Source organism: Citrobacter sp. TBCS-15 (assembly GCF_005280815.1).
Taxonomy (GTDB): domain Bacteria; phylum Pseudomonadota; class Gammaproteobacteria; order Enterobacterales; family Enterobacteriaceae; genus Citrobacter; species Citrobacter werkmanii.
In genome coordinates this window covers 128231-148563 of record NZ_SZWK01000102.1, presented here as the reverse complement: position 1 = coordinate 148563, position 20333 = coordinate 128231, and the positions used below count along the sequence as shown (strand labels likewise).

The following is a 20333-nucleotide window of genomic DNA, read 5'->3' as shown; positions in this document are numbered from 1 at the left end:
ATTAAAACGTCACGCCCATTTTGATGCTCTGTTCCGGATGGCGATCGACATATTGCATATAGCTTTCCGGGCTGCTGGCGAAGGTGACTACCGGATCGATAAGCTCTTCACAGTTCAGATAACCGTTCATCAACAGTTCCCAGCAGGTCTCCTCAATGCGCTTGCGGCTCCAGCGCGGATAATCTGGATTTGGTTCACTGCAGGCCCGGGAGAAGACGATTTTGGCGTTGTTGAAGTGCGCTTCACGGCCCAGGTTAAATCCTTCAGCAAAAGGTTTTGCGAAGGCGACATAGGAAATGGTTCCGCCATAGGCCAGACCGCGTAGCGCCGATTGCAGCGCATCCGCATAGCCGCTGGTTTCGATAATCACATCCGCGCCCTGTTTGCCGGTCAGCTTTTTAATTTCCATGCCCACGTCGGTGCCAATCGGATCCAGACAGAAATCAGCCCCATGGCGACGCGCGATATCACAACGATGGGCAATCGGATCCACGCCAATAACCACTGACGCACCCGCTTTCTTAGCCAGTTGTACGGCGATCTGGCCAATTGCCCCTAACCCGACGATGACAACAAAGTCGCCGACGCGCACATTGGCATCGCGCACACCGCTCATGGCGAACTGTGCAGGGTCATAGCACACGGCATTTTTCCACGAACTACCTTCTGGCATTTTGCGCAGTTTGTAGTTGTTTACGGCGTTAAGGATTACCGTTTCTGCCAGTGGGCCGTAGCCGCATACAGAATCGCCGACGGCGTAATCGGTCACATCGCTACCACACTCAATGACATCGCCCACCACCATGTTGCCAAGCTGGAACTTACCGAACTCAATTCCGCGCGGCGCCCCTTCCGGACGCGGCATAAACATTTGCCATTCGCCGTTAAAATCTTCATCAATAAACGGACTAGCTGCGCGAAAATCGACCACTTCGGTGCCATGTTTCGGTGCGCCAAAACGTACGCGGACTTTCACTTCGTTGGCGGAAACTGCTCTGTCTTCATATTCCACCAGCGCTGCAACACGCGGTTCGGTGGCAACTAACTTCTTCATTTACAACTCCTTAATTAAACTGGCCGCTTAGCCTTTCACGCCGCCTGCGGTCAAACCACTCTTAATAAAACGTTCGGAAAGCGCATACATAATGACCACCGGCAATGCGGTGACTAACGATGCGGCCATCATGCGTCCCCAGATATAGTCAGGCGTACTGAACAGCGCGTTCAGACCGACCGGTAAGGTAAAATTGCTGGCGCTGGAGAGGAAAATCGAGGCGAACAGATAGTCATTCCACGCAACCATAAAGCAGTACACAAAGACTGAAACCAGACCGGACATAGCCAACGGCACGGTGATGCGAAAGATAATTTGCAGACGATTTAATCCATCCATCATCGCGGCCTCTTCTATCTCATCCGGAATGGTGTCGAAGTAGCTTTTCAGCATAAACACGGCTGTCGGCAGCGTTTGGGTCACCATGGTGATAATCAACGCCATTTCGGTGTCATAAATGCCGAGGGCCGTAATGATTTTGAAAAGCGGCACCACCAGCAAAATCCCCGAAAACATGTACACCGTGTAAAAACTGGCATTGATGGTCATCCGTCCCTTAAAACGCAGACGGGAAAGCGCATACGCCCCAAGCACGCCGAGAAACACCGCCACCACCGATGACGTGGCCGATACCACCAGGCTATTACGGAAGTAGTCAACAAACGGGAAGATCATCGGGTTAAAAATGTCGATGTAATGTTCCAGCGTCCATTGCTGAGGTAACAGCGTGGGATGCAGCGAGATCGCCTCTTTTGCGCTTTTGAATGAGGTCATCAGCATCACAAAAAATGGAAATAACGTGATGCCCAGGAAGACAATTAATCCACAGTAAAAGCCGATGCGGCCAAGCGTGCGTTTATTTGTTGCCATTGAGATTCACCCGTTTTCTGGTCAGCAGGATAACAGCGAAAATGATGACGAAGAGGACGACAGAAATAGCGGCCGCTTTGCCTAAGTCATTAAATGCAAACGCTGTTTTATAGAGATAGACCCCGAGAATATCGACTTTAGTGGTTAGCAGATAAACATCGGCGAACATATAGAACATCCAGATCGTACGCAGCGTGACTACGGTCGCCAGCACCGGCATGATCGCTGGCAGCGTGACGATACGAAACCGTTGCCAGGCGTTCGCGCCATCCATTTCCGCCGCTTCATACAGCGATTTATCAATAGTCTGTAAAATCGCCAGAAACGAGATAAAGGCATACGGGAAGTAGCGCCAGATGGCGAACAGTACGACCAGTGCGAAGCTGCTGCCTGGATTGTCGAACCATAACGGCGCCTGCTCAAACAGATGCAGCAGATCCACGCCGAGATAGTTCACAATGCCGTAGCCGTTGTTGAACATATATTTCCAGGCAAACACCAGCGAAATAGATGGCGTTACGTAAGAGAGGATCACCAGTGAGCGCGCCGTTTTCCGCAGACGAAACTCACGGTTAAAAAACATCGCCACTCCCAGCCCCAGCACCGTGCTCCCGGCAACAACCAGCGCGGTATACCAGACCGTCATCCACAGCGAATGCCAGAATCCGGGATCGGTTAAGATACGGATATAGTTACTCAGGCCGACAAATGTTGACTCAATTTGCGGATTGAGCGGCAGACGCATAAAGCTGATTTCGATGTTAGATATCATCGGCCATGCAACTAAACCACCCAACAAGAGTAAGCTGGGCGCCAGCAGCAGCATGGCAAATGGCATATCCGATCGACCTGAAAAGAACTTATTCATCACGGCTTTCCATTTCCCCATTAGCGCTGTTCAACAAGGTCATCCAGTTTGGTCTGGCTGGCCTTCATCGTCGTTGAAAGGTCAGCTTTTCCTACCGTGACGTTGTGCACCATGGTGCTTATGACGCCGGAACCCGTAACATCACCCATGCGGGTAAAGTTCTTATCGCCGACTGCGCCAAACACCTGAATATTCGGCAGTTCGGCAATCAGCTGATTGGGTAACTCACCGAGCGCTTTAATGACGGCGTTATCTTTCCACGTTGAGGTGTTCACCACCGCTTTATTAACCGGAAGCGCGGCGCCTGGGGACATCATTACCCAGTCAGCAATGTTGTCGGCCTGCTCCATAAAGGTGACAAATTTTTCTGCGGCTTCTGTCTCTTCAGTTTTTTGACCCGCGGTTATGGTCAGCGACGTCAACATGCCATATACGGCAGAGGTTTTTTCCGTCGGAACCATAAAGCCAACATTTTTAGGATCCCCCTCCTTAATTACTGCAGGGAGGATATAGGTGGAATAAATAGCCATTGGTGCAGTGCCGTTCATGAAAGCGTCTTTGACCTCCATGATGTCGTTAGAACCCGGCATCGTGTTTGCCGCAAGCGAGCGATAGTATTCCAGCGCCTGCGCCATCTCTGGCGTATCAAGGGTTATCTTTCCCTGCGCATCGAAAACGTTAGCCTGGTTTGAAAGCGCGAACTGGGAGAAGGACTGTTCGGTCAATACGCTTTCCGCCGTAGGGAGCGCAATGCCATATTTTTTGCTGGTAGGATTGTTTAGCTTTTGCGCCACGTCGAGCAGTTGCTGCCAGTCTTTCGGTTCTGACAGCCCAGCTTTTGCCAGTACATCTTTGCGATACCAGACCCCGCCGATCCAGGCGCTGACCGGTACCCCGGTCCAGGCAGAACCATCTTCAGTGCGCACAATACGCAGTACGCCATCATAAAACGCGCCTTCACCCACACCGTTGATGACCTGCGCCACCGCTTTACGGTCGATAAGCGATTCTTTGTCCATGACTTTCGCGTAGTCATGGCTGGTTTCAATGACTTCAGGAAGTGAACCGCTACGCGCGAGGGTAATCACTTTGGTGTTGTAAGCATCCTCTTCAACAGGAACCTGTTTGACGCTGATACCGGGGTTCTCTTTTTCAAAGCGCTCAATCAATTTGGCAATAACCGCCTGCCGCTCCTGCTCTACAGAAGAGTGCATAAATTCAATTGCGACAGAGGATTTTTTATCATCCTTACACCCAGAAACCAGGGCGCAGGACACCAGTGCTGAAATCAGCACAATTTTAGCTTTAAGCATGAAATGTTCCTTTTTATTTCTTAACCCACATAACCTGCCAGGCGTGTAGTGTTAATTCCTTACCCGAAATACTTTCTTCGCTAATCAAATCAAATCCATTTTCAATATCAATATTAATGGTTTGTGTCTGACCGCTGACATTAAATAAACCGGTAATTTCTTCGCCTGTCTCTGCCGTACGCTTAATTTGCATAACGGCCGGTGTAACACTGTTAATCTTAAAATCACTATCAGGATGGAATGCTTTGTTATTACGTCGTAGAACAATCAATCGGGATAACTCATGGTAAACGGCGTGACGCAAACAAGTTTCATCAGCCAGTTCCGTTTCTATTTGTCTGATATGATATTTTTTACGGTTAATCGCCCGGTTATAACCCAATGCCTCCACGCCTTTATAGTCATTGCGCGATCCGAGGATACTTTGAATATAAATCGCTGGTACGCCAGGAAAACTCAGTAAAATGGCATGAGCAAGTATAAAACGGGAAAATCTTTCAGCATCACTGCTATTGCCCGGCGTTAACGCATCCATATACGTGACGTTAATTTCATACGGGCTGCGACTACCATCAGGATTATTCTTCCAGTTAACCAGGGCGCCTTCTTGTTGTAATTCCGTCACCAGTCGCGTGATTTCATCTTCAGGTAACAGGCCCCGTAACGGGTTGAGGCCAATTCCGTCATGCGATGCGAGGAAATTAAACCATGTGGTCTCAGTCGATGGCAGTTCCAGTGATTGCGCCCACTGACACAATGTCGTTGTATCCTGGCGTTGTACCGCATGCAGCACCAGCGGCGGCAGCGAGAACTGGTACACCATGTGAGCCTCATCGCGGCCATTACCGTAATAGGAAATGTTATCCTTATGCGGAACGTTCGTTTCAGTAATGATCGCCGTACCGGGTGCCACGCAGTCAGCAATAGCGCGGAACAGTTTGATAAGCTGATGCGTTTTTTCCAGGTGAATACAGGTTGTCCCTGGCTCTTTCCACATAAAACCAACCGCATCCAGGCGGACATAATCAGCGCCCTGCTCCAGGTAACTCAGTAGTACATCGATCATCGCCAGTAATACTAATGGATTGGCATAGTTGAGATCGATCTGGTCGTCGCTGAACGTCGTCCAGAGATGACGCACTGTATTATCTTTCAACGTAAACGGGGTCAGTAACGGTAATGCGCGCGGGCGCGTGACGTTGCTCAGGTCCGTATCAGGATCCATCGCAATAAAGAAATCTTCATAACCGTCAAGCTGTTGCAAATAGTTATTAAACCATTCGCTTTTAGCTGACATATGGTTACAAACAAAATCAAACATCAGTCGACTGGATTCAGCTAATTGCTTAATATCATTCCAGTCACCGGTTTCTTCGGCAACCTGATAGTAATTAATTACTGAAAAACCATCATCCGATGACCACGGATAAAATGGCAACAGGTGCACATGAGAAAATATCGACTTAAGCCATTCATTATAAAACTGATTAAACGTTGGCAGCGGTTTTTTATCTTCCGCGTAAAATTGATCGGCGTAAGTGATCAGAACGACATCGCCCTCATCCCAATGCGCTTTACGGTTTTTTTTAATTAATTTTCGTGCTTTTTCTAAACGTGCAACCAGCGCTTCATAGTGAAGTGAAGAAAATGTGTCTCCATAGACTTCACTCAGACATTTTTGGATTTTTTGGTTCACCTTCATTTCTCGTGGTAGCGGTCCCATGACGCAAGAGACTACTCTGCCGGAAATAAGCTGTCAATCAGCTGAGGTGACCTGAAGGGGGGTTATAAAAGAATTTTGGCAGCCAAAAAATCGTATTTGTGAGCTGCCGCAAATTAACTGAGGGAATGTTGACTAATTGTTGCTTGCTTTTGTTGTTTCAGATATCAGGGTTGATTACCTGAATAGCGTTTCGACAATTTTGTCGCTGCCCGGCTCAACAAAGGTTCCAGTACTAACGCCAGCAACATTTTTAGCGGACGTCGGGCCACGGACTTCACCGCCCACCCTGCTACCCCAGCCGGGCCATAGCGCAGCGCAGTCAGTAGCACCAGCTTACCTGCTATTTTAAAGCCCGGCTTAACCCTTTGCCCGACACGTTGCCAGCGATTATTCATTTCTAACCTCACAATTGGCGGAAGCGGCTGCGTAATGTGAAGGTATCAGACGTCACATAACGCTCCATCTCACGCAAACGCTTTTCACTTGCAGCCAGCTCACGATCGACAGCATCCAACAACTCACCGCTTGAACGCTGCTGATCTCCGGAAACCACGTTGTCCGGCATCGGATCCAACACAAACGTCAGTACGATGTAGGCGACAAAGGTGAAAAAGGCCAGACCAAAAAAGATGGACAGTACCACCAGGATCCGCACCAGTTTCACAGGAACATCGAGATAATGCGCAATACCCGCGCAAACCCCTTTCACCATGCCCTGCTGCGGTATACGCCACAGTTTTTTATTCAGATTAACGCCCCCCATTAGCGGTCCCTCCAGTTTGGATGTTCAGCATCAAGGATGTCTTCCAGCGCCTGGATGCGCTCACGCATCCGCTGTGCGTCCTGGTTAAGTTCTACCAGACGCTGTTGTTCACTTTGCGCCAGCTCGCCGCGACTGGAACGATTGCTGTAATGCAGCCAGAGCCAAATCGGTAAGACGAACAGCACAAAGATGGTTAACGGGATGGCCAGAAATAGCGCGCTCATGAGTACTCCTTACAGGTGATGAGCGGCGGCGCGTTCGGGCACCGCCAGATATTATTATTGCTTGTCTTGCTGCATTTTGGCTTTCAATTGCGCCAACTGCTCGCTGATTTCATCATCTGCTTTCAGGTCAGCAAATTGCTGATCCAGAGACTTCTGCTTACCGAAGTTATGGCTTTCAGCTTCAGCTTCCATTTGATCGATACGGCGCTCAAAAGATTCAAAGCGCGCCATCGCTTCATCCAGTTTGCCGCTGTCCAGTTGACGACGAACATCACGGGAAGAACTCGCCGCCTGGTGGCGCAGCATCAACGCCTGCTGACGAGCACGGGTTTCACTAAGTTTGTTTTCCAGCTCACCGATCTCTTTTTTCATACGCGCCAGCGTATCGTCAACCAGCGTCACCTCATGCTCCAGCGAGGCAATCAGATCAGTCAGTTTCTGTTTTTCGATTAACGCAGAACGCGCCAAATCTTCTTTTTCTTTACGCAGCGCCAGCTCTGCTTTTTCCTGCCACTCTGCCTGTTGGGCGCTGGCCTGTTCGATACGACGCGATAACTGTTTCTTTTCTGCCAGAGCGCGTGCGGAGTTGGAGCGCACCTCAACCAGCGTGTCTTCCATTTCCTGGATCATCAACCGCACCAGCTTCTGCGGATCTTCAGCCTTTTCCAGCAACGCATTAATGTTGGCGTTCACGATGTCGGCAAAACGAGAAAAAATACCCATAATGTAATCCTCACTTACTGTTCTGATATCGGGCAATGCCCTGCTGCTGTTCTAATGCACTTCGCATGCCAACTTTTTAATTCATTGAATTATTTGAAAATATCCAATTTTACCTGCCGGGATAAATAGGGTAAATTGGTGAATAACACTAACAAATGGTGAATTTCATCATGGCAGGATACAAAGATAATCTTCTGGGCGAAGCGAACAGCTTTATTGAAGTTCTGGAGCAGGTTTCTCATCTCGCGCCGCTGGATAAACCTGTGCTGGTCATTGGGGAACGCGGTACGGGGAAAGAGCTTATCGCCAACCGCCTGCACTATCTCTCCACCCGCTGGCAAGGCCCGTTTATTTCACTTAACTGCGCGGCGCTCAACGAAAATTTACTCGATTCTGAACTCTTCGGTCACGAAGCTGGCGCCTTTACTGGCGCACAGAAACGTCATCCGGGTCGTTTCGAGCGCGCCGATGGCGGCACGCTGTTTCTTGATGAACTGGCGACCGCCCCGATGCTGGTACAGGAAAAACTGCTGCGCGTTATTGAGTACGGAGAGCTGGAACGCGTAGGCGGTAGCCAGCCGCTGCAGGTCAACGTACGACTGGTTTGTGCAACCAATGCCGACCTGCCGCGCATGGTGAGTGAAGGCACGTTCCGCGCCGACCTGCTGGATCGTCTGGCTTTTGATGTGGTGCAACTCCCACCGTTACGCGAACGTCAAAGCGATATCATGTTAATGGCTGAACATTTTGCCATTCAGATGTGCCGTGAGATCGGGTTACCGTTGTTTCCAGGGTTCACCGACGAGGCCAAAGAAACGCTCCTCCACTACCGTTGGCCGGGCAATATTCGTGAGCTGAAAAACGTCGTGGAGCGTTCAGTTTACCGACACGGGACCAGCGATTACCCGCTGAATGAGATTGTGATTGACCCGTTCAGGCGTCACACCACACCGCCGCTGGTGCAAGAAACCAGACACACATCAGTAGCCTTACCGCTGGATCTGCGTGAATTCCAACAGCAGCAGGAGAAGGAATTTTTGCAAACCAGCTTACAGCAAGCGAAATTTAATCAGAAAAAAGCCGCTGAATTATTAGGTCTGACCTACCATCAGCTCCGTGCGTTACTCAAGAAACACCAAATTTAGCGTACAGGAGCAGACGTTGGACGCGAGGGTCAAAACAGTTTACCATGTTGCAATCACTGTATAAAAAAACAGGTTAATCATGATGACTCTGGCGTTAGTTGGCGAAAAAATTGACAGAAACAGGTTCACCGGTGAGAAAGTCGAAAATAGCACATTTTTCAACTGTGATTTTTCGGGTGCCGACCTTAGCGGTACTGAGTTTATTGGCTGCCAATTTTATGATCGAGAGAGCCAGAAAGGGTGTAATTTTAGCCGCGCTATCCTGAAAGATGCCATTTTCAAAAGTTGCGATCTCTCCATGGCGGATTTCAGAAATGTGAGTGCGCTGGGAATCGAAATTCGCCACTGCCGTGCACAAGGTTCAGATTTTCGCGGCGCAAGCTTTATGAATATGATTACCACACGCACCTGGTTTTGTAGCGCCTATATCACCAATACCAACTTAAGCTACGCCAACTTTTCAAAAGTCGTACTGGAAAAGTGCGAGCTGTGGGAAAACCGCTGGATGGGTACTCAGGTACTTGGCGCAACGTTCAGTGGATCGGACCTCTCTGGCGGCGAGTTTTCATCGTTCGACTGGCGGGCAGCAAACTTTACGCACTGTGATTTGACCAATTCAGAACTGGGCGATCTCGATGTCCGGGGTGTTGATTTGCAAGGCGTTAAACTGGACAGCTACCAGGCATCGTTGATCCTGGAACGTCTTGGCATCGCTGTCATTGGTTAATATTCAGGGAGCGGTACATGCCGCCCCCTGCCCTTATACAGTATTGTCCGCGCTGGTTTTCCCCCGCAGACGTTTCGACTCAGCGAACATAGACGTCAGAGGGTTCCGGTCCCCCCGTCAGAACACCATACCTGACCGGATGTATAGCTATTCTCTTCAGCCGCTAAAGTGACATACAGCGGAGCAATTTCTACCGGTTGGCCTGGACGACCGAGTGGCGCATTGGCGCCAAATTTCTCAATTTTTTCCTGTGGTTGGCCACCGCAACACTGCAATACCGTCCAGTACGGCCCAGGCGCGACAGCATTTACACGGATCCCTTTGGGGGCCAGTTGTTTAGCCAGCGATTTAGTAAATGCCACTATCGCCGCCTTGGTCTGAGCATAATCAAGCAGGATCTCACTTGGCTCATAAGCCTGTACCGATGAGGTGTTAATAATCACGCTATCTCGCGATAAATGGGGAACAGCCGCTTTGGTGATCCAAAACATGGCGTAGACATTGGTCTTGAATGTTGCATCAAATTCTTCTGTAGTGAGTTCTTCGATCGATTCACAAAATTGCTGACGGCCTGCGTTATTCACCAGGATATCCAACCCTCCCAGCGCTTCAACCGCCTGTTTTACCAGATGGTTACAAAAAGTTTCGTCACGAATATCGCCGGGAATCGCCGCGACTTTTCTCCCTGTTTTTTTTATCAATTCGACAACTTCGCGCGCATCGTCCTCTTCTTCAGGTAAATAATTAATCGCGACATCGGCGCCTTCGCGGGCATAAGCAATGGCAACTGCGCGCCCAATACCTGAATCACCACCGGTAATTAATACCTTGCGACCATTTAACCTGCCGCTTCCCTGATAGCTTTCTTCGCCATGATCGGGACGCGGTTGCATTTTTCCAGCCAGACCCGGAAAAGGTTGTTTTTGATGTGGAAAAGGCGGCTGCGGAAAACGTTCTGAATTAGTTTTATTGGTGGTCTGTTTTCCTTTATTTAGGTCAGTCATTCAATCACCTCTCATGAGTCATCATTCATCGCAAAGACTAATAAGCGTAGAACAAAATGAATGACATGACCTTTATAATTTACCCACAACTTCATTTTTGCCAAATATTAACCTGGTCCTTACGATGATAACTTCACATTGCGTTGAGATATTTACTCGGATAAGTCCTGGTTTATTTATTTGTTCTTCCAGACTGAAACTTCTTCAACCAATACCGCCAGGCTAAAACGTACCGCCTTTTCTATAACGTCCTGGCAATCACCGGAAAAATATTCCCGTTTTGTTATTATCCGCCCGCGGAAATTCCACGCAAACCACACCGTTCCTGCGGGAGTACCATCCTCCCCACCCTCCGGCCCCGCATATCCGCTGATGGCTATGCTGATATCGGTTCCGGCTTGCTCACGTATCCCTACAGACATCTCACTGACCGTTTGCTCACTAACGGCGCTATATTTCTCCAGCGTACTGGCCCGCACGCCGAGCATTTTCTGCTTGGCACGATCGCTAAAGGTTATAACGCCGATATCATAAAATTCTGCGGTATCCGCCTGTGCACAAAGCGCGGCGGCCAAGTTTCCTCCTGTACAAGATTCTGCGGTAGTCAACGTTAAACCGCGATCAATAAGCGTTTTTGCAACCCGTTTCGTCAGTTCATTGCGTGTTTTTGCGTCATTGTATTCCGTGTTCATTACCGCCTCGCTAATTCTCTTCAGGAATGACAGAAATATGTCCGTTACGTTCCAGAATGGCATACTTGATTTTACTGGATTCGGTAATTCCCTGATTTTGTCGTGCAGCGACTAATATATCGTCAAGAGAAACATCCACTTTCTTCATTTTATCCAACAAAGGTATCCCGTGATCAAGCAGGATAACCGGAGAGCCATCCAGCACGGATTCTGCCCCACCTACCTTTTTCTTAATGAAACCAAACAGAATATCAATAGTAACCAGTGTGACAATCGTGATCATGGCGCCGGTTAGCGAAAAATCATTACCCAATAAGGCTTGTTGAGTTGCTTCACTGATAATCAGTAATAAAATCAGATCGAAGCTGGTCATTTGTAACAATGCCCGGCGACCGGCTATTTTGAAAACCACCAGCAAAATAAGGTAAATGGCTAATGCCCGGAAGACCATCTCCATACCCACCTCCTAAGGATAAATAAATTGTCTGAAGCGGATTTCAGGTTCGCCATTTAGCTGGAGAAAACTCATTACACTTCCTGGCTTCACGGGCGTAACCTGCAGCCAGACAGTAAAATCCTGCGTTGCTTCAGAATCATTGTAGACGAGGTAAAGATCGTTACCCTTGCTGTACATGCTGTCTGGCTGCGGCCAAATATTTTCCATCTCATAAAATTTGTTGAAATCGCCGCCAATGCGCAACGTCTTGTTCACAGAATCATGCTTTTGTGCAGAGATTTTAATTTTAAATTCCGTTTGCAAACGCCCAAACCTTTCGTATTGTAACTCTGTTGTCTTTAAGCTGTTTTTTCTCGTCACCTCACTTAAATATCCCCCAGAAAACGATCCCGCCATAGCAAGTAAAACAATGCAGAGCAAACAGATAAAACCAATCTTGTGAAAGCCAGATTCAAAATTCAGAAAACGTTGACTCTCTTTTACGCCTTGCAAATGGACTTTCTTTCTGTTCATCTCCCCGCCTCGCTTATATCGCACCAATCCTTTGTTTTATTGAAAAATTACAATTTGAGACTTATCCCACTCGCCAGATTAATAAATAGCAACCAAACTTAATAAGTCAAATCGATTTCAATGGAGGCTCTATGAAAATACCTCTCGCCCCCTTACTGTGTTGTTTTTTATTGCCCACAGCGTTTGCCGATGATAATGGCGGATTAAAAAAAGATACCGCCCCGCCACCTGCGCACGCACTGGATGAAGGGTATCGTGGCACTGAAGATGCAAGAATCATGACCGTCCAACAAGCTAAAACCATGCATGACGGTGCTACCATCTCTTTACGAGGTAATCTCATTGAGGCTCAAGGAGGAGATAAGTTTATCTTCCGGGACAAAACCGGCACTATCAATACGCTAATCCCGCTTGCCGTCTTTGATGGCCGAACGGTAAAACCCGATCAAATGATCAGGATTAACGGTAGCCTTGACGCTAAAATGCAACCGCCGGTGGTACGCGTTAATAAAATCCAGAAGTAATTCGACATCCGGGAAGATATTCACTCTTCCCGGCCTCATTCTTGTTACTTTTCCGCTGATTCTCTGGACGCCCCCTTTCATTGAACAGATTCATTTTTCCCGTCAGACACCCCACATAATCCCTCTCCCAGTGAATCCGGCGTTTAAGCGAGTCAGAGGGGCCATGAAAATGCTAAGATAGCTAATAGAGTATATGCAACGTGGATAGCAGGTATGAATTTTGACCAACTGATGATGTTGAATTCGCGGTCATCACCCCTGCAGCCCCAAACACAAACGGTAATGGCAAATGTCATTAAGTATTAGTAAGATAGCTTCTTTATATATAACCCTTTAAAATTATGCGCCTGGTTTTATCATCTCTGATCGTGATGGCTGGATTTCTGAGTGGTCAGGCTGTAGCTGCGCCTGAGCAGGCCCCGTACGCTGATATTCGTGACAGTGGCTTTGTCTATTGCGTTAGTGGGCAGGTCAATACGTTCAATCCACAAAAAGCGAGCAGCGGTCTCATCGTAGACACATTAGCGGCCCAATTGTATGACCGACTACTTGATGTCGATCCCTATACCTATCGCCTGGTGCCAGAACTGGCTGAAAGCTGGGAAGTCATGGATAACGGCGCAACCTACCGCTTTCATTTACGTCGCGATGTTCCGTTTCAAAAGACAGCCTGGTTCACGCCCACCCGCAAACTGAATGCGGACGATGTGGTATTTACCTTCGAGCGCATCTTTGATCGCCAGCATCCGTGGCACAATGTCAATGGCAGCAGTTTTCCTTATTTTGACAGCCTGCAGTTCGCCGATAACGTCCAAAGCGTGCGCAAGCTGGACAACAACACCGTTGAATTTCGCTTAAATCAACCCGACGCTTCTTTCTTGTGGCACCTTGCCACACATTATGCCTCTGTGATGTCGGCTGAATATGCTGCCAAATTAGCAAAACAGGATCGCCAGGAATTACTCGACAGACAACCCGTCGGCACTGGACCGTACCAACTTTCAGAAAATCGTGCAGGCCAATATATTCGCCTACAACGGCATGAAAAATTCTGGCGTGGTACCCCCTTGATGCCGCAGGTCGTGGTGGATCTCGGCTCTGGCGGAACCGGACGTTTATCGAAATTACTGACCGGCGAGTGCGATGTCCTGGCCTGGCCCGCTGCCAGCCAGCTCAGCATATTGCGTGATGATCCTCGACTGCGTCTGACGCTGCGTCCGGGGATGAATATCGCCTATCTGGCGTTCAACACGGATAAACCGCCGTTGAACAATCCTGCCGTACGACATGCGTTAGCGCTGGCTATTAACAACCAACGGTTAATGCAATCTATTTACTACGGTACGGCGGAAACCGCGGCATCTATTTTGCCTCGCGCCTCGTGGGCTTATGACAACGAAGCTAAAATTACCGAGTACAATCCGGAAAAATCGCGCGAGCAGCTAAAAGCGCTGGGGTTGGAAAACCTGACGTTACAACTTTGGGTCCCCACCAGCTCTCAGGCCTGGAACCCCAGTCCCCTGAAAACCGCGGAGCTGATTCAGGCTGATATGGCTCAGGTGGGTGTGAAAGTGAAGATCATCCCGGTAGAGGGTCGTTTTCAGGAGGCGCGATTAATGGATATGAATCATGATCTGACGTTGTCCGGTTGGGCAACTGACAGTAACGATCCTGACAGTTTTTTCCGACCGATGCTCAGTTGTGCCGCCATTAACTCACAGACCAACTTTGCCCACTGGTGCAATCCGGAGTTTGACAGCATTTTGCGCAAAGCCCTCTCTTCGCAACAACTCTCCTCGCGGATTGATGCCTACGACGAAGCACAAAATATTCTCGCACGCGAGTTGCCGATCCTGCCGCTGGCCTCTTCGCTCCGTTTGCAGGCTTACCGCTATGACATCAAAGGGCTGGTGCTCAGTCCATTCGGCAACGCTTCTTTTGCCGGGGTTTCCAGGGAAAAGGCTGAAGAGGTGAAAAAACCATGATTATCTTCACCCTGCGCCGATTTTTATTACTGCTGGTCACCCTGTTCTTCCTGACTTTTATTGGGTTCAGCCTGAGCTACTTCACACCTCATGCGCCGTTACAGGGCGCATCGCTATGGAACGCCTGGGTATTCTGGTTCAATGGCCTGATTCACTGGGATTTTGGTGTGTCCAGTATTAACGGTCAGTTGATCTCAGAACAACTGAAAGAGGTGTTCCCGGCGACGATGGAACTGTGCATTCTGGCCTTTGGTTTTGCACTAATGGTCGGGATCCCGATAGGCATGTTGGCGGGCATTACACGTAATAAATGGCAGGATCGTTGCATCAGCGCATTGGCTCTGATGGGCTTTTCTATTCCGGTTTTTTGGCTGGCGCTGCTGCTGACGTTGCTCTTCTCACTGACCCTCGGCTGGCTGCCCGTTTCGGGGCGTTTTGATCTACTCTACGAAGTTAAGCCCATTACCGGGTTTGCCATTATTGATGCGTGGATCACCGACTCGCCCTGGCGCGACGAAATGCTGGTCAGTGCGATCCGTCATATGGTGCTTCCGGTATTAACGCTCTCCGTGGCACCGACGACGGAAGTTATTCGTCTGATGCGTATCAGCACCATTGAGGTCTTTGATCAAAACTATGTTAAAGCGGCGGCTACTCGTGGTCTGTCACGGTTAACGATTTTACGCCGTCACGTACTGCACAACGCACTTCCACCGGTTATCCCGCGCCTGGGTTTACAGTTTTCCACCATGCTGACGCTGGCGATGATCACCGAGATGGTCTTTAGCTGGCCAGGTCTTGGCCGTTGGCTGATTAACGCGATTCGCCAGCAAGATTACGCGGCTATTTCGGCGGGTGTGATGGTAATAGGCTCATTGGTTATCATTGTTAACGTCATCTCTGATATTTTGGGTGCTATGGCTAACCCTCTGAAACATAAGGAATGGTATGCCTTACGATAGCGTCTACAGCGAAAAGCGCCCGCCTGGTACGCTGCGCACCGCATGGCGCAATTTTTACGGCGATGCAACCGCAATGATCGGCCTGTATGGCTGTGCGGGACTGGCGATTCTGTGTATTTTTGGTGGTTGGTTCGCGCCTTATGGCATCGACCAACAGTTTCTCGGCTACCAGCTTTTGCCACCGTCATGGTCGCGCTATGGCGAAGTCTCTTTCTTCCTCGGGACTGATGATCTGGGGCGTGATGTTTTAAGCCGCCTGCTCAGCGGAGCTGCCCCGACCGTGGGCGGCGCGTTTGTCGTCACCCTTGCCGCCACGCTGTGTGGTTTATTGCTTGGCGTGGTTGCCGGGGCAACACACGGTTTGCGTTCCGCGGTGCTGAATCACATTCTGGACACCCTGCTGTCGATCCCTTCGCTGTTGCTGGCGATTATTGTGGTGGCTTTTGCCGGGCCGCATCTGACTCATGCGATGTTTGCCGTCTGGTTGGCGCTGTTACCGCGGATGGTTCGCTCCGTCTACAGCATGGTGCATGATGAGCTGGAAAAAGAATATGTCATTGCCGCTCGCCTTGATGGTGCAACCACGCTCAATATCCTGTGGTTCGCTGTTCTGCCCAATATTACCGCCGGGCTTATCACTGAAATCACCCGTGCGCTGTCGATGGCGATCCTGGATATCGCCGCGCTGGGTTTTCTCGACCTTGGCGCGCAGTTGCCATCACCGGAATGGGGAGCCATGCTCGGCGACGCGCTGGAGCTGATTTATGTCGCACCGTGGACGGTCATGCTGCCAGGGGCGGCGATCATGATAAGCGTGCTGTTGGTTAACCTGCTGGGTGATGGCGTGCGCCGCGCAATTATTGCGGGGGTGGAATAATGCCATTACTCGATATTCGCAACCTGACCATTGAATTCAGAACCGGTGACGACTGGGTAAAAGCAGTTGACCGCGTCAGCATGACCCTCAATGAGGGTGAAATCCGCGGACTGGTTGGCGAGTCCGGCTCCGGCAAGAGCCTGATCGCCAAGGCCATTTGCGGCGTCGCTAAAGATAACTGGCGCGTAACCGCTGACCGTATGCGCTTTGATGATATCGATCTCCTGCGCCTTTCCGCGCGTGAACGACGCAAGCTGGTCGGTCATAACGTTTCCATGATCTTTCAGGAACCGCAATCGTGCCTTGATCCGTCCGAGTGTATTGGACGACAGCTGATGCAAAATATTCCAGCCTGGACCTACAAGGGCCGCTGGTGGCAGCGCATCGGCTGGCGCAAACGCCGGGCGATTGAGCTTTTGCACCGCGTCGGGATAAAAGACCATAAAGATGCCATGCGCAGCTTCCCGTATGAACTGACCGACGGCGAGTGTCAGAAGGTAATGATCGCTATCGCGCTGGCTAATCAGCCGCGCTTGCTGATTGCTGATGAGCCGACGAACGCGATGGAGCCAACGACCCAGGCGCAAATATTTCGCCTGCTGACCCGGCTGAACCAAAACAGCAATACCACCATTTTGTTGATCAGCCATGACCTGCAAATGCTCAGCCAGTGGGCAGACAAAATCAACGTAATGTACTGCGGACAAACGGTGGAAACCGCGCCCAGTAAAGATCTGGTGACGATTCCACATCATCCTTATACGCAGGCGTTGATCCGCGCCATTCCTGATTTTGGTAGCGCCATGCCGCATAAAAGTCGTTTGAATACCATGCCAGGAGCGATTCCATTGCTGGAACAATTACCCATCGGCTGCCGTCTGGGGCCGCGCTGCCCTTATGCTCAACGTGAATGTATTGAAACCCCACGACTGACCGGAGCAAAGAATCATCTCTACGCCTGTCATTTCCCGCTGAATATGGAGAGAGAGTGAGATGGTAGAAACCCTGCTCGAAGTTCGCAATCTGAGCAAAACCTTTCGCTACCGGACGGGTTTATTTCGCCGACAGACCGTTGAGGCCGTTAAACCACTCAGCTTTACCCTGCGCGAACGTCAGACGCTCGCCGTCATTGGTGAAAATGGTTCCGGTAAGTCCACACTGGCAAAGATGTTAGCTGGCATGATTGAACCCACCAGCGGCGAGCTACTGATTGACGACCATCCGCTAAAGTATGGTGATTATTCATTCCGTAGTCAGCGGATCCGTATGATTTTTCAGGATCCGTCAACATCGCTTAACCCTCGTCAGCGTATTTCACAGATCCTTGATTTCCCGCTGCGTCTGAACACCGACCTGGAACCTGAACAGCGTCGCAAACAGATAATAGAAACGATGCGCATGGTCGGCCTGCTGCCTGACCATGTGAGCTATTACCCGCATATGTTAGCGCCGGGGCAAAAACAGCGCCTGGGGCTTGCCCGCGCGCTCATTTTGCGACCTAAAGTGATTATCGCCGACGAAGCCCTTGCCTCTCTCGACATGTCGATGCGTTCGCAGCTCATCAATTTGATGCTGGAATTACAGGAAAAACAGGGGATTTCATATATCTATGTGACTCAGCATATCGGCATGATGAAGCACATTAGCGATCAAGTATTAGTCATGCATCAGGGGGAAGTTGTTGAGCGTGGCAGTACCGCGGATGTTCTGGCCTCCCCGCTGCATGAGCTGACTCGTCGCCTGATTGCAGGGCATTTTGGCGAGGCGCTTACCGCCGACGCCTGGCGGAAAGATCGCTAATAAAGCCGCTGCCCTCCGTAGCCGGAGGGCAATTACGCCATCAGTGACAAACACCGGGTAAGAGCAGAGTCTCAACCTCGTTAAACACGACTGACGGAAAAACGCTCCCCTGTATCGCCCAGACACCTGCGGCGCTGACGTCATTGATAAGTCGTGATGTTTCGACCCCCTCCACCGCGACGCGATCGCAATATTCCCGGATATTTTTGATAAGCACCGGAAACATCGGCTTTTCTACCTGCTCAAGGAAAAAACCGCGATCCAATTTAACCACGTCAAAATGACCGCAAACCAGTGGAGTTGCCCCGACGATACCGGAGCCGAGATCGCCCAGCCATAGCGCGTTTGGGCCGTCACAGAGTGAATTAATCAGCAGATTATTCAGGCAAATCGTACTCGACAGAAAACGCTCTGACAGTTCCAGTGCAATAAAGGGCATTGCGTGTAGGGCCGACTTGATGACCGGATCACCAATTGCCAGAAGCGCCATTTCATCAATAAGATGAAGGGTACAGAGCAGATTGTTGCTCTCAAACCAATCACGCTTTTCGGCAATTAACTGAATTTGCTTGAGCATGAAATTACGCTTTTGTTCGCTATCCCACGCTGAAACGATGATATCTGCATGCAATGGGCGAACCGTATCTGCAGCAAACCGGGCGATCATCTCCACACCCAGCAACTTATTTGTTGTGTCTCTCATCGGTTCCGCGATGAAATGATAGTGCATAAGACCACTCCAATTGATCATAACTTCCTGATAATGCACTTTTAATCACAATCAATCAATAATATCGATCAATGTATCGATATTGATCGATAAAAACAATATATCATAACAAACTGAATATATGCATGTTTTTTGTTTTAAGAAAGTTCTTACCTTGCTATGTTTATTAACATCAGCTAGCGCCTTAATAATACCATTTTAATGCCTTTAAAGGCTTGTATTTTCTCATTGTCTTCAATGGAATACGGGTCGGGCAAGGCACAACCAGAGGAAGTAATATCCTCGCCATTTGCAATGAATGGCAAGAGTCATTTAGGGTTGATAACCATTCAAAAAGGAACAATGAGTAGGATATAATTTCAGACCAATTTCGCGCGTTTTTGAGATGGCAATCATCACGCATTGATTGCTACGAAGAAGCACTGATCATAAGGATTAAAGCTATGGGTTTTCTTTCCGGTAAGCGTATTCTGGTGACGGGTCTTGCCAGTAAATTGTCCATTGCCTGGGGAATCGCTCAGGCCATGCATCGCGAAGGCGCTGAGCTGGCGTTCACCTACCAGAACGACAAACTAAAAGGCCGTGTGGAAGAATTTGCCGCTCAACTGGGGTCCAGCATCGTACTACAATGTGATGTGGCCGAAGACGCCAGCATTGATGCGATGTTCGCTGAACTGAGCCAGTCCTGGCCGAAATTCGACGGGTTCGTGCATTCCATCGGTTTCGCGCCTGCTGACCAGTTGGATGGCGACTATGTGAATGCGGTCACCCGCGAAGGTTTTAAAATTGCTCATGACATCAGCGCTTACAGCTTTGTTGCGATGGCAAAAGCTTGCCGCTCTATGCTGAACCCAGGCTCTGCGCTCCTGACGCTATCCTACCTGGGCGCAGAACGCGCGATCCCTAACTACAACGTGATGGGTCTGGCGAAAGCTTCTCTGGAGGCAAACGTCCGTTATATGGCTAACGCAATGGGTCCTGAAGGTGTACGAGTGAACGCCATCTCCGCAGGTCCAATCCGCACTCTTGCCGCTTCCGGCATTAAAGATTTCCGTAAAATGCTGGCGCATTGTGAAGCGGTGACGCCGATTCGCCGCACCGTGACGATTGAAGATGTGGGCAATTCCGCAGCATTCCTGTGCTCCGATCTGTCTGCCGGTATCTCTGGTGAAGTTGTTCACGTTGATGGTGGCTTCAGCATTGCAGCGATGAACGAGCTGGATCTGAAATAATCGTTTAGTCCTCTATGGGCGGCCTACCGTCGCCCATGATTTTCACCGCCTCCGCTACTGCCCTGCGCCATATATACTTTTCCGATATTTATTATCACGTAACAATCTTTCATCCCCCCATCGGCTTACGTCAGGATATTGCAGCGC

The 20333-nt window shown here is 49.7% G+C and carries 23 protein-coding genes; 9 read left to right on the top strand and 14 right to left on the bottom strand.

Annotation, left to right across the window (positions count from 1 at the left end; all coding sequences use genetic code 11):
- Position 1: 1 nt before the first annotated feature.
- The 9 genes from FDW96_RS07440 to pspA form a co-directional block, all read right to left on the bottom strand.
- A complete protein-coding gene (locus FDW96_RS07440) occupies positions 2 to 1054 on the bottom strand; it encodes a zinc-binding alcohol dehydrogenase (RefSeq protein WP_137365444.1) in 1053 nt (350 codons plus the stop codon).
- Positions 1055 to 1081: 27 nt separating this feature from the next.
- Positions 1082 to 1924 carry a carbohydrate ABC transporter permease gene (locus FDW96_RS07435; protein ID WP_137365443.1) on the bottom strand — a complete coding sequence of 281 codons (843 nt, stop codon included), beginning with the start codon at positions 1922 to 1924 and terminating at the stop codon, positions 1082 to 1084.
- Positions 1911 to 2792 (bottom strand): carbohydrate ABC transporter permease, encoded by an 882-nt coding sequence (locus tag FDW96_RS07430; protein ID WP_042308518.1) that lies wholly within the window; start codon positions 2790 to 2792, stop codon positions 1911 to 1913. Before FDW96_RS07430 ends, FDW96_RS07435 begins: the two co-directional genes overlap by 14 nt.
- 20 nt (positions 2793 to 2812) lie before the next feature.
- Positions 2813 to 4105 (bottom strand): ABC transporter substrate-binding protein, encoded by a 1293-nt coding sequence (locus tag FDW96_RS07425; protein WP_137365442.1) that lies wholly within the window; start codon positions 4103 to 4105, stop codon positions 2813 to 2815.
- A gap of 13 nt (positions 4106 to 4118) precedes the next feature.
- Positions 4119 to 5801: a sugar phosphorylase gene (locus FDW96_RS07420; RefSeq protein ID WP_170974690.1), complete on the bottom strand. Its 1683-nt coding sequence runs from the start codon at positions 5799 to 5801 to the stop codon at positions 4119 to 4121.
- 191 nt (positions 5802 to 5992) lie between these two features.
- A complete protein-coding gene (pspD, locus tag FDW96_RS07415) occupies positions 5993 to 6223 on the bottom strand; it encodes a phage shock protein PspD (protein ID WP_137365440.1) in 231 nt (76 codons plus the stop codon).
- An 8-nt stretch (positions 6224 to 6231) separates the two neighbouring features.
- Positions 6232 to 6591 carry an envelope stress response membrane protein PspC gene (pspC, locus tag FDW96_RS07410; RefSeq protein WP_137365439.1) on the bottom strand — a complete coding sequence of 120 codons (360 nt, stop codon included), beginning with the start codon at positions 6589 to 6591 and terminating at the stop codon, positions 6232 to 6234.
- Positions 6591 to 6815, bottom strand: a complete 225-nt coding sequence (pspB, locus tag FDW96_RS07405) for an envelope stress response membrane protein PspB (protein ID WP_004193245.1) — start codon at positions 6813 to 6815, stop codon at positions 6591 to 6593. The genes pspC and pspB overlap by 1 nt, the downstream gene beginning before the upstream one ends.
- Before the next feature lie 54 nt (positions 6816 to 6869).
- Positions 6870 to 7538 (bottom strand): phage shock protein PspA, encoded by a 669-nt coding sequence (gene pspA / locus FDW96_RS07400; protein ID WP_003020532.1) that lies wholly within the window; start codon positions 7536 to 7538, stop codon positions 6870 to 6872.
- 155 nt (positions 7539 to 7693) lie between these two features.
- Here pspA and pspF point away from each other — a divergent pair, with 155 nt between their 5' ends.
- Together pspF and FDW96_RS07390 are read left to right on the top strand one after the other, a co-directional pair.
- Positions 7694 to 8683: a phage shock protein operon transcriptional activator gene (pspF, locus tag FDW96_RS07395; RefSeq protein ID WP_167371245.1), complete on the top strand. Its 990-nt coding sequence runs from the start codon at positions 7694 to 7696 to the stop codon at positions 8681 to 8683.
- Positions 8684 to 8765: 82 nt separating this feature from the next.
- Positions 8766 to 9410: a quinolone resistance pentapeptide repeat protein QnrB69 gene (locus tag FDW96_RS07390; protein WP_042308119.1), complete on the top strand. Its 645-nt coding sequence runs from the start codon at positions 8766 to 8768 to the stop codon at positions 9408 to 9410.
- Between the two features lie 95 nt (positions 9411 to 9505).
- Here the strand turns inward: FDW96_RS07390 and FDW96_RS07385 are convergent, their stop codons facing one another.
- From FDW96_RS07385 to FDW96_RS07370, 4 genes are all read right to left on the bottom strand, one after another.
- Entirely contained in the window at positions 9506 to 10414 is a 909-nt protein-coding gene (locus FDW96_RS07385) for an SDR family oxidoreductase (protein ID WP_137365438.1), read from the bottom strand.
- Between the two features lie 176 nt (positions 10415 to 10590).
- Complete coding sequence (locus tag FDW96_RS07380; protein ID WP_042308115.1) at positions 10591 to 11106, bottom strand: 2-oxo-tetronate isomerase; 516 nt, start codon at positions 11104 to 11106, stop codon at positions 10591 to 10593.
- A 10-nt stretch (positions 11107 to 11116) separates the two neighbouring features.
- Positions 11117 to 11563: a DUF421 domain-containing protein gene (locus FDW96_RS07375; RefSeq protein ID WP_038640925.1), complete on the bottom strand. Its 447-nt coding sequence runs from the start codon at positions 11561 to 11563 to the stop codon at positions 11117 to 11119.
- A 9-nt stretch (positions 11564 to 11572) separates the two neighbouring features.
- A complete protein-coding gene (locus FDW96_RS07370; RefSeq protein WP_137365437.1) occupies positions 11573 to 12076 on the bottom strand; it encodes a hypothetical protein in 504 nt (167 codons plus the stop codon).
- A gap of 131 nt (positions 12077 to 12207) precedes the next feature.
- On the opposite strand from FDW96_RS07370, the gene FDW96_RS07365 reads away from it, so the two are divergent.
- The 6 genes from FDW96_RS07365 (at position 12208) to sapF (ending at position 18224) form a co-directional block, all read left to right on the top strand.
- Entirely contained in the window at positions 12208 to 12600 is a 393-nt protein-coding gene (locus FDW96_RS07365) for a YdeI family stress tolerance OB fold protein (protein WP_137365436.1), read from the top strand.
- Between the two features lie 341 nt (positions 12601 to 12941).
- The gene (sapA, locus tag FDW96_RS07360; RefSeq protein ID WP_042308107.1) at positions 12942 to 14585 is read left to right on the top strand and encodes an ABC transporter substrate-binding protein SapA; all 1644 of its coding nucleotides are present in this window, start codon (positions 12942 to 12944) and stop codon (positions 14583 to 14585) included.
- Positions 14582 to 15547 (top strand): peptide ABC transporter permease SapB, encoded by a 966-nt coding sequence (gene sapB, locus FDW96_RS07355; RefSeq protein ID WP_079223981.1) that lies wholly within the window; start codon positions 14582 to 14584, stop codon positions 15545 to 15547. Before sapA ends, sapB begins: the two co-directional genes overlap by 4 nt.
- Positions 15534 to 16424, top strand: coding sequence for a peptide ABC transporter permease SapC (sapC, locus tag FDW96_RS07350; RefSeq protein ID WP_016156640.1), 891 nt, complete (start codon positions 15534 to 15536; stop codon positions 16422 to 16424). The genes sapB and sapC overlap by 14 nt, the downstream gene beginning before the upstream one ends.
- Positions 16424 to 17416, top strand: a complete 993-nt coding sequence (gene sapD, locus FDW96_RS07345; protein ID WP_137365435.1) for a peptide ABC transporter ATP-binding protein SapD — start codon at positions 16424 to 16426, stop codon at positions 17414 to 17416. Before sapC ends, sapD begins: the two co-directional genes overlap by 1 nt.
- 1 nt (position 17417) lies before the next feature.
- Complete coding sequence (gene sapF / locus FDW96_RS07340; protein WP_016153235.1) at positions 17418 to 18224, top strand: peptide ABC transporter ATP-binding protein SapF; 807 nt, start codon at positions 17418 to 17420, stop codon at positions 18222 to 18224.
- A 40-nt stretch (positions 18225 to 18264) separates the two neighbouring features.
- On the opposite strand, the gene FDW96_RS07335 is transcribed toward sapF, so the two are convergent.
- On the bottom strand, positions 18265 to 18954 hold the full coding sequence (locus FDW96_RS07335) for an EAL domain-containing protein (protein ID WP_061381248.1): 690 nt from the start codon (positions 18952 to 18954) through the stop codon (positions 18265 to 18267).
- Positions 18955 to 19397: 443 nt separating this feature from the next.
- On the opposite strand from FDW96_RS07335, the gene fabI reads away from it, so the two are divergent.
- A complete protein-coding gene (fabI, locus tag FDW96_RS07330; protein WP_042308097.1) occupies positions 19398 to 20186 on the top strand; it encodes an enoyl-ACP reductase FabI in 789 nt (262 codons plus the stop codon).
- Positions 20187 to 20333 lie beyond the last annotated feature (147 nt).

Coding starts and splice junctions, on each gene's coding strand:
- FDW96_RS07440 (WP_137365444.1), bottom strand. CDS start 1,054: ATGAAGAAGTTAGTTGCCACCGAACCGCGTGTTGCAGCGCTGGTGGAA.
- FDW96_RS07380 (WP_042308115.1), bottom strand. CDS start 11,106: ATGAACACGGAATACAATGACGCAAAAACACGCAATGAACTGACGAAA.
- FDW96_RS07385 (WP_137365438.1), bottom strand. CDS start 10,414: ATGACTGACCTAAATAAAGGAAAACAGACCACCAATAAAACTAATTCA.
- sapF (WP_016153235.1), top strand. CDS start 17,418: ATGGTAGAAACCCTGCTCGAAGTTCGCAATCTGAGCAAAACCTTTCGC.
- pspA (WP_003020532.1), bottom strand. CDS start 7,538: ATGGGTATTTTTTCTCGTTTTGCCGACATCGTGAACGCCAACATTAAT.
- FDW96_RS07425 (WP_137365442.1), bottom strand. CDS start 4,105: ATGCTTAAAGCTAAAATTGTGCTGATTTCAGCACTGGTGTCCTGCGCC.
- pspC (WP_137365439.1), bottom strand. CDS start 6,591: ATGGGGGGCGTTAATCTGAATAAAAAACTGTGGCGTATACCGCAGCAG.
- FDW96_RS07365 (WP_137365436.1), top strand. CDS start 12,208: ATGAAAATACCTCTCGCCCCCTTACTGTGTTGTTTTTTATTGCCCACA.
- FDW96_RS07335 (WP_061381248.1), bottom strand. CDS start 18,954: ATGCACTATCATTTCATCGCGGAACCGATGAGAGACACAACAAATAAG.
- FDW96_RS07370 (WP_137365437.1), bottom strand. CDS start 12,076: ATGAACAGAAAGAAAGTCCATTTGCAAGGCGTAAAAGAGAGTCAACGT.
- sapD (WP_137365435.1), top strand. CDS start 16,424: ATGCCATTACTCGATATTCGCAACCTGACCATTGAATTCAGAACCGGT.
- pspB (WP_004193245.1), bottom strand. CDS start 6,815: ATGAGCGCGCTATTTCTGGCCATCCCGTTAACCATCTTTGTGCTGTTC.
- fabI (WP_042308097.1), top strand. CDS start 19,398: ATGGGTTTTCTTTCCGGTAAGCGTATTCTGGTGACGGGTCTTGCCAGT.
- FDW96_RS07435 (WP_137365443.1), bottom strand. CDS start 1,924: ATGGCAACAAATAAACGCACGCTTGGCCGCATCGGCTTTTACTGTGGA.
- sapC (WP_016156640.1), top strand. CDS start 15,534: ATGCCTTACGATAGCGTCTACAGCGAAAAGCGCCCGCCTGGTACGCTG.
- sapB (WP_079223981.1), top strand. CDS start 14,582: ATGATTATCTTCACCCTGCGCCGATTTTTATTACTGCTGGTCACCCTG.
- FDW96_RS07430 (WP_042308518.1), bottom strand. CDS start 2,792: ATGAATAAGTTCTTTTCAGGTCGATCGGATATGCCATTTGCCATGCTG.
- FDW96_RS07390 (WP_042308119.1), top strand. CDS start 8,766: ATGACTCTGGCGTTAGTTGGCGAAAAAATTGACAGAAACAGGTTCACC.
- FDW96_RS07375 (WP_038640925.1), bottom strand. CDS start 11,563: ATGGAGATGGTCTTCCGGGCATTAGCCATTTACCTTATTTTGCTGGTG.
- pspD (WP_137365440.1), bottom strand. CDS start 6,223: ATGAATAATCGCTGGCAACGTGTCGGGCAAAGGGTTAAGCCGGGCTTT.
- pspF (WP_167371245.1), top strand. CDS start 7,694: ATGGTGAATTTCATCATGGCAGGATACAAAGATAATCTTCTGGGCGAA.
- sapA (WP_042308107.1), top strand. CDS start 12,942: ATGCGCCTGGTTTTATCATCTCTGATCGTGATGGCTGGATTTCTGAGT.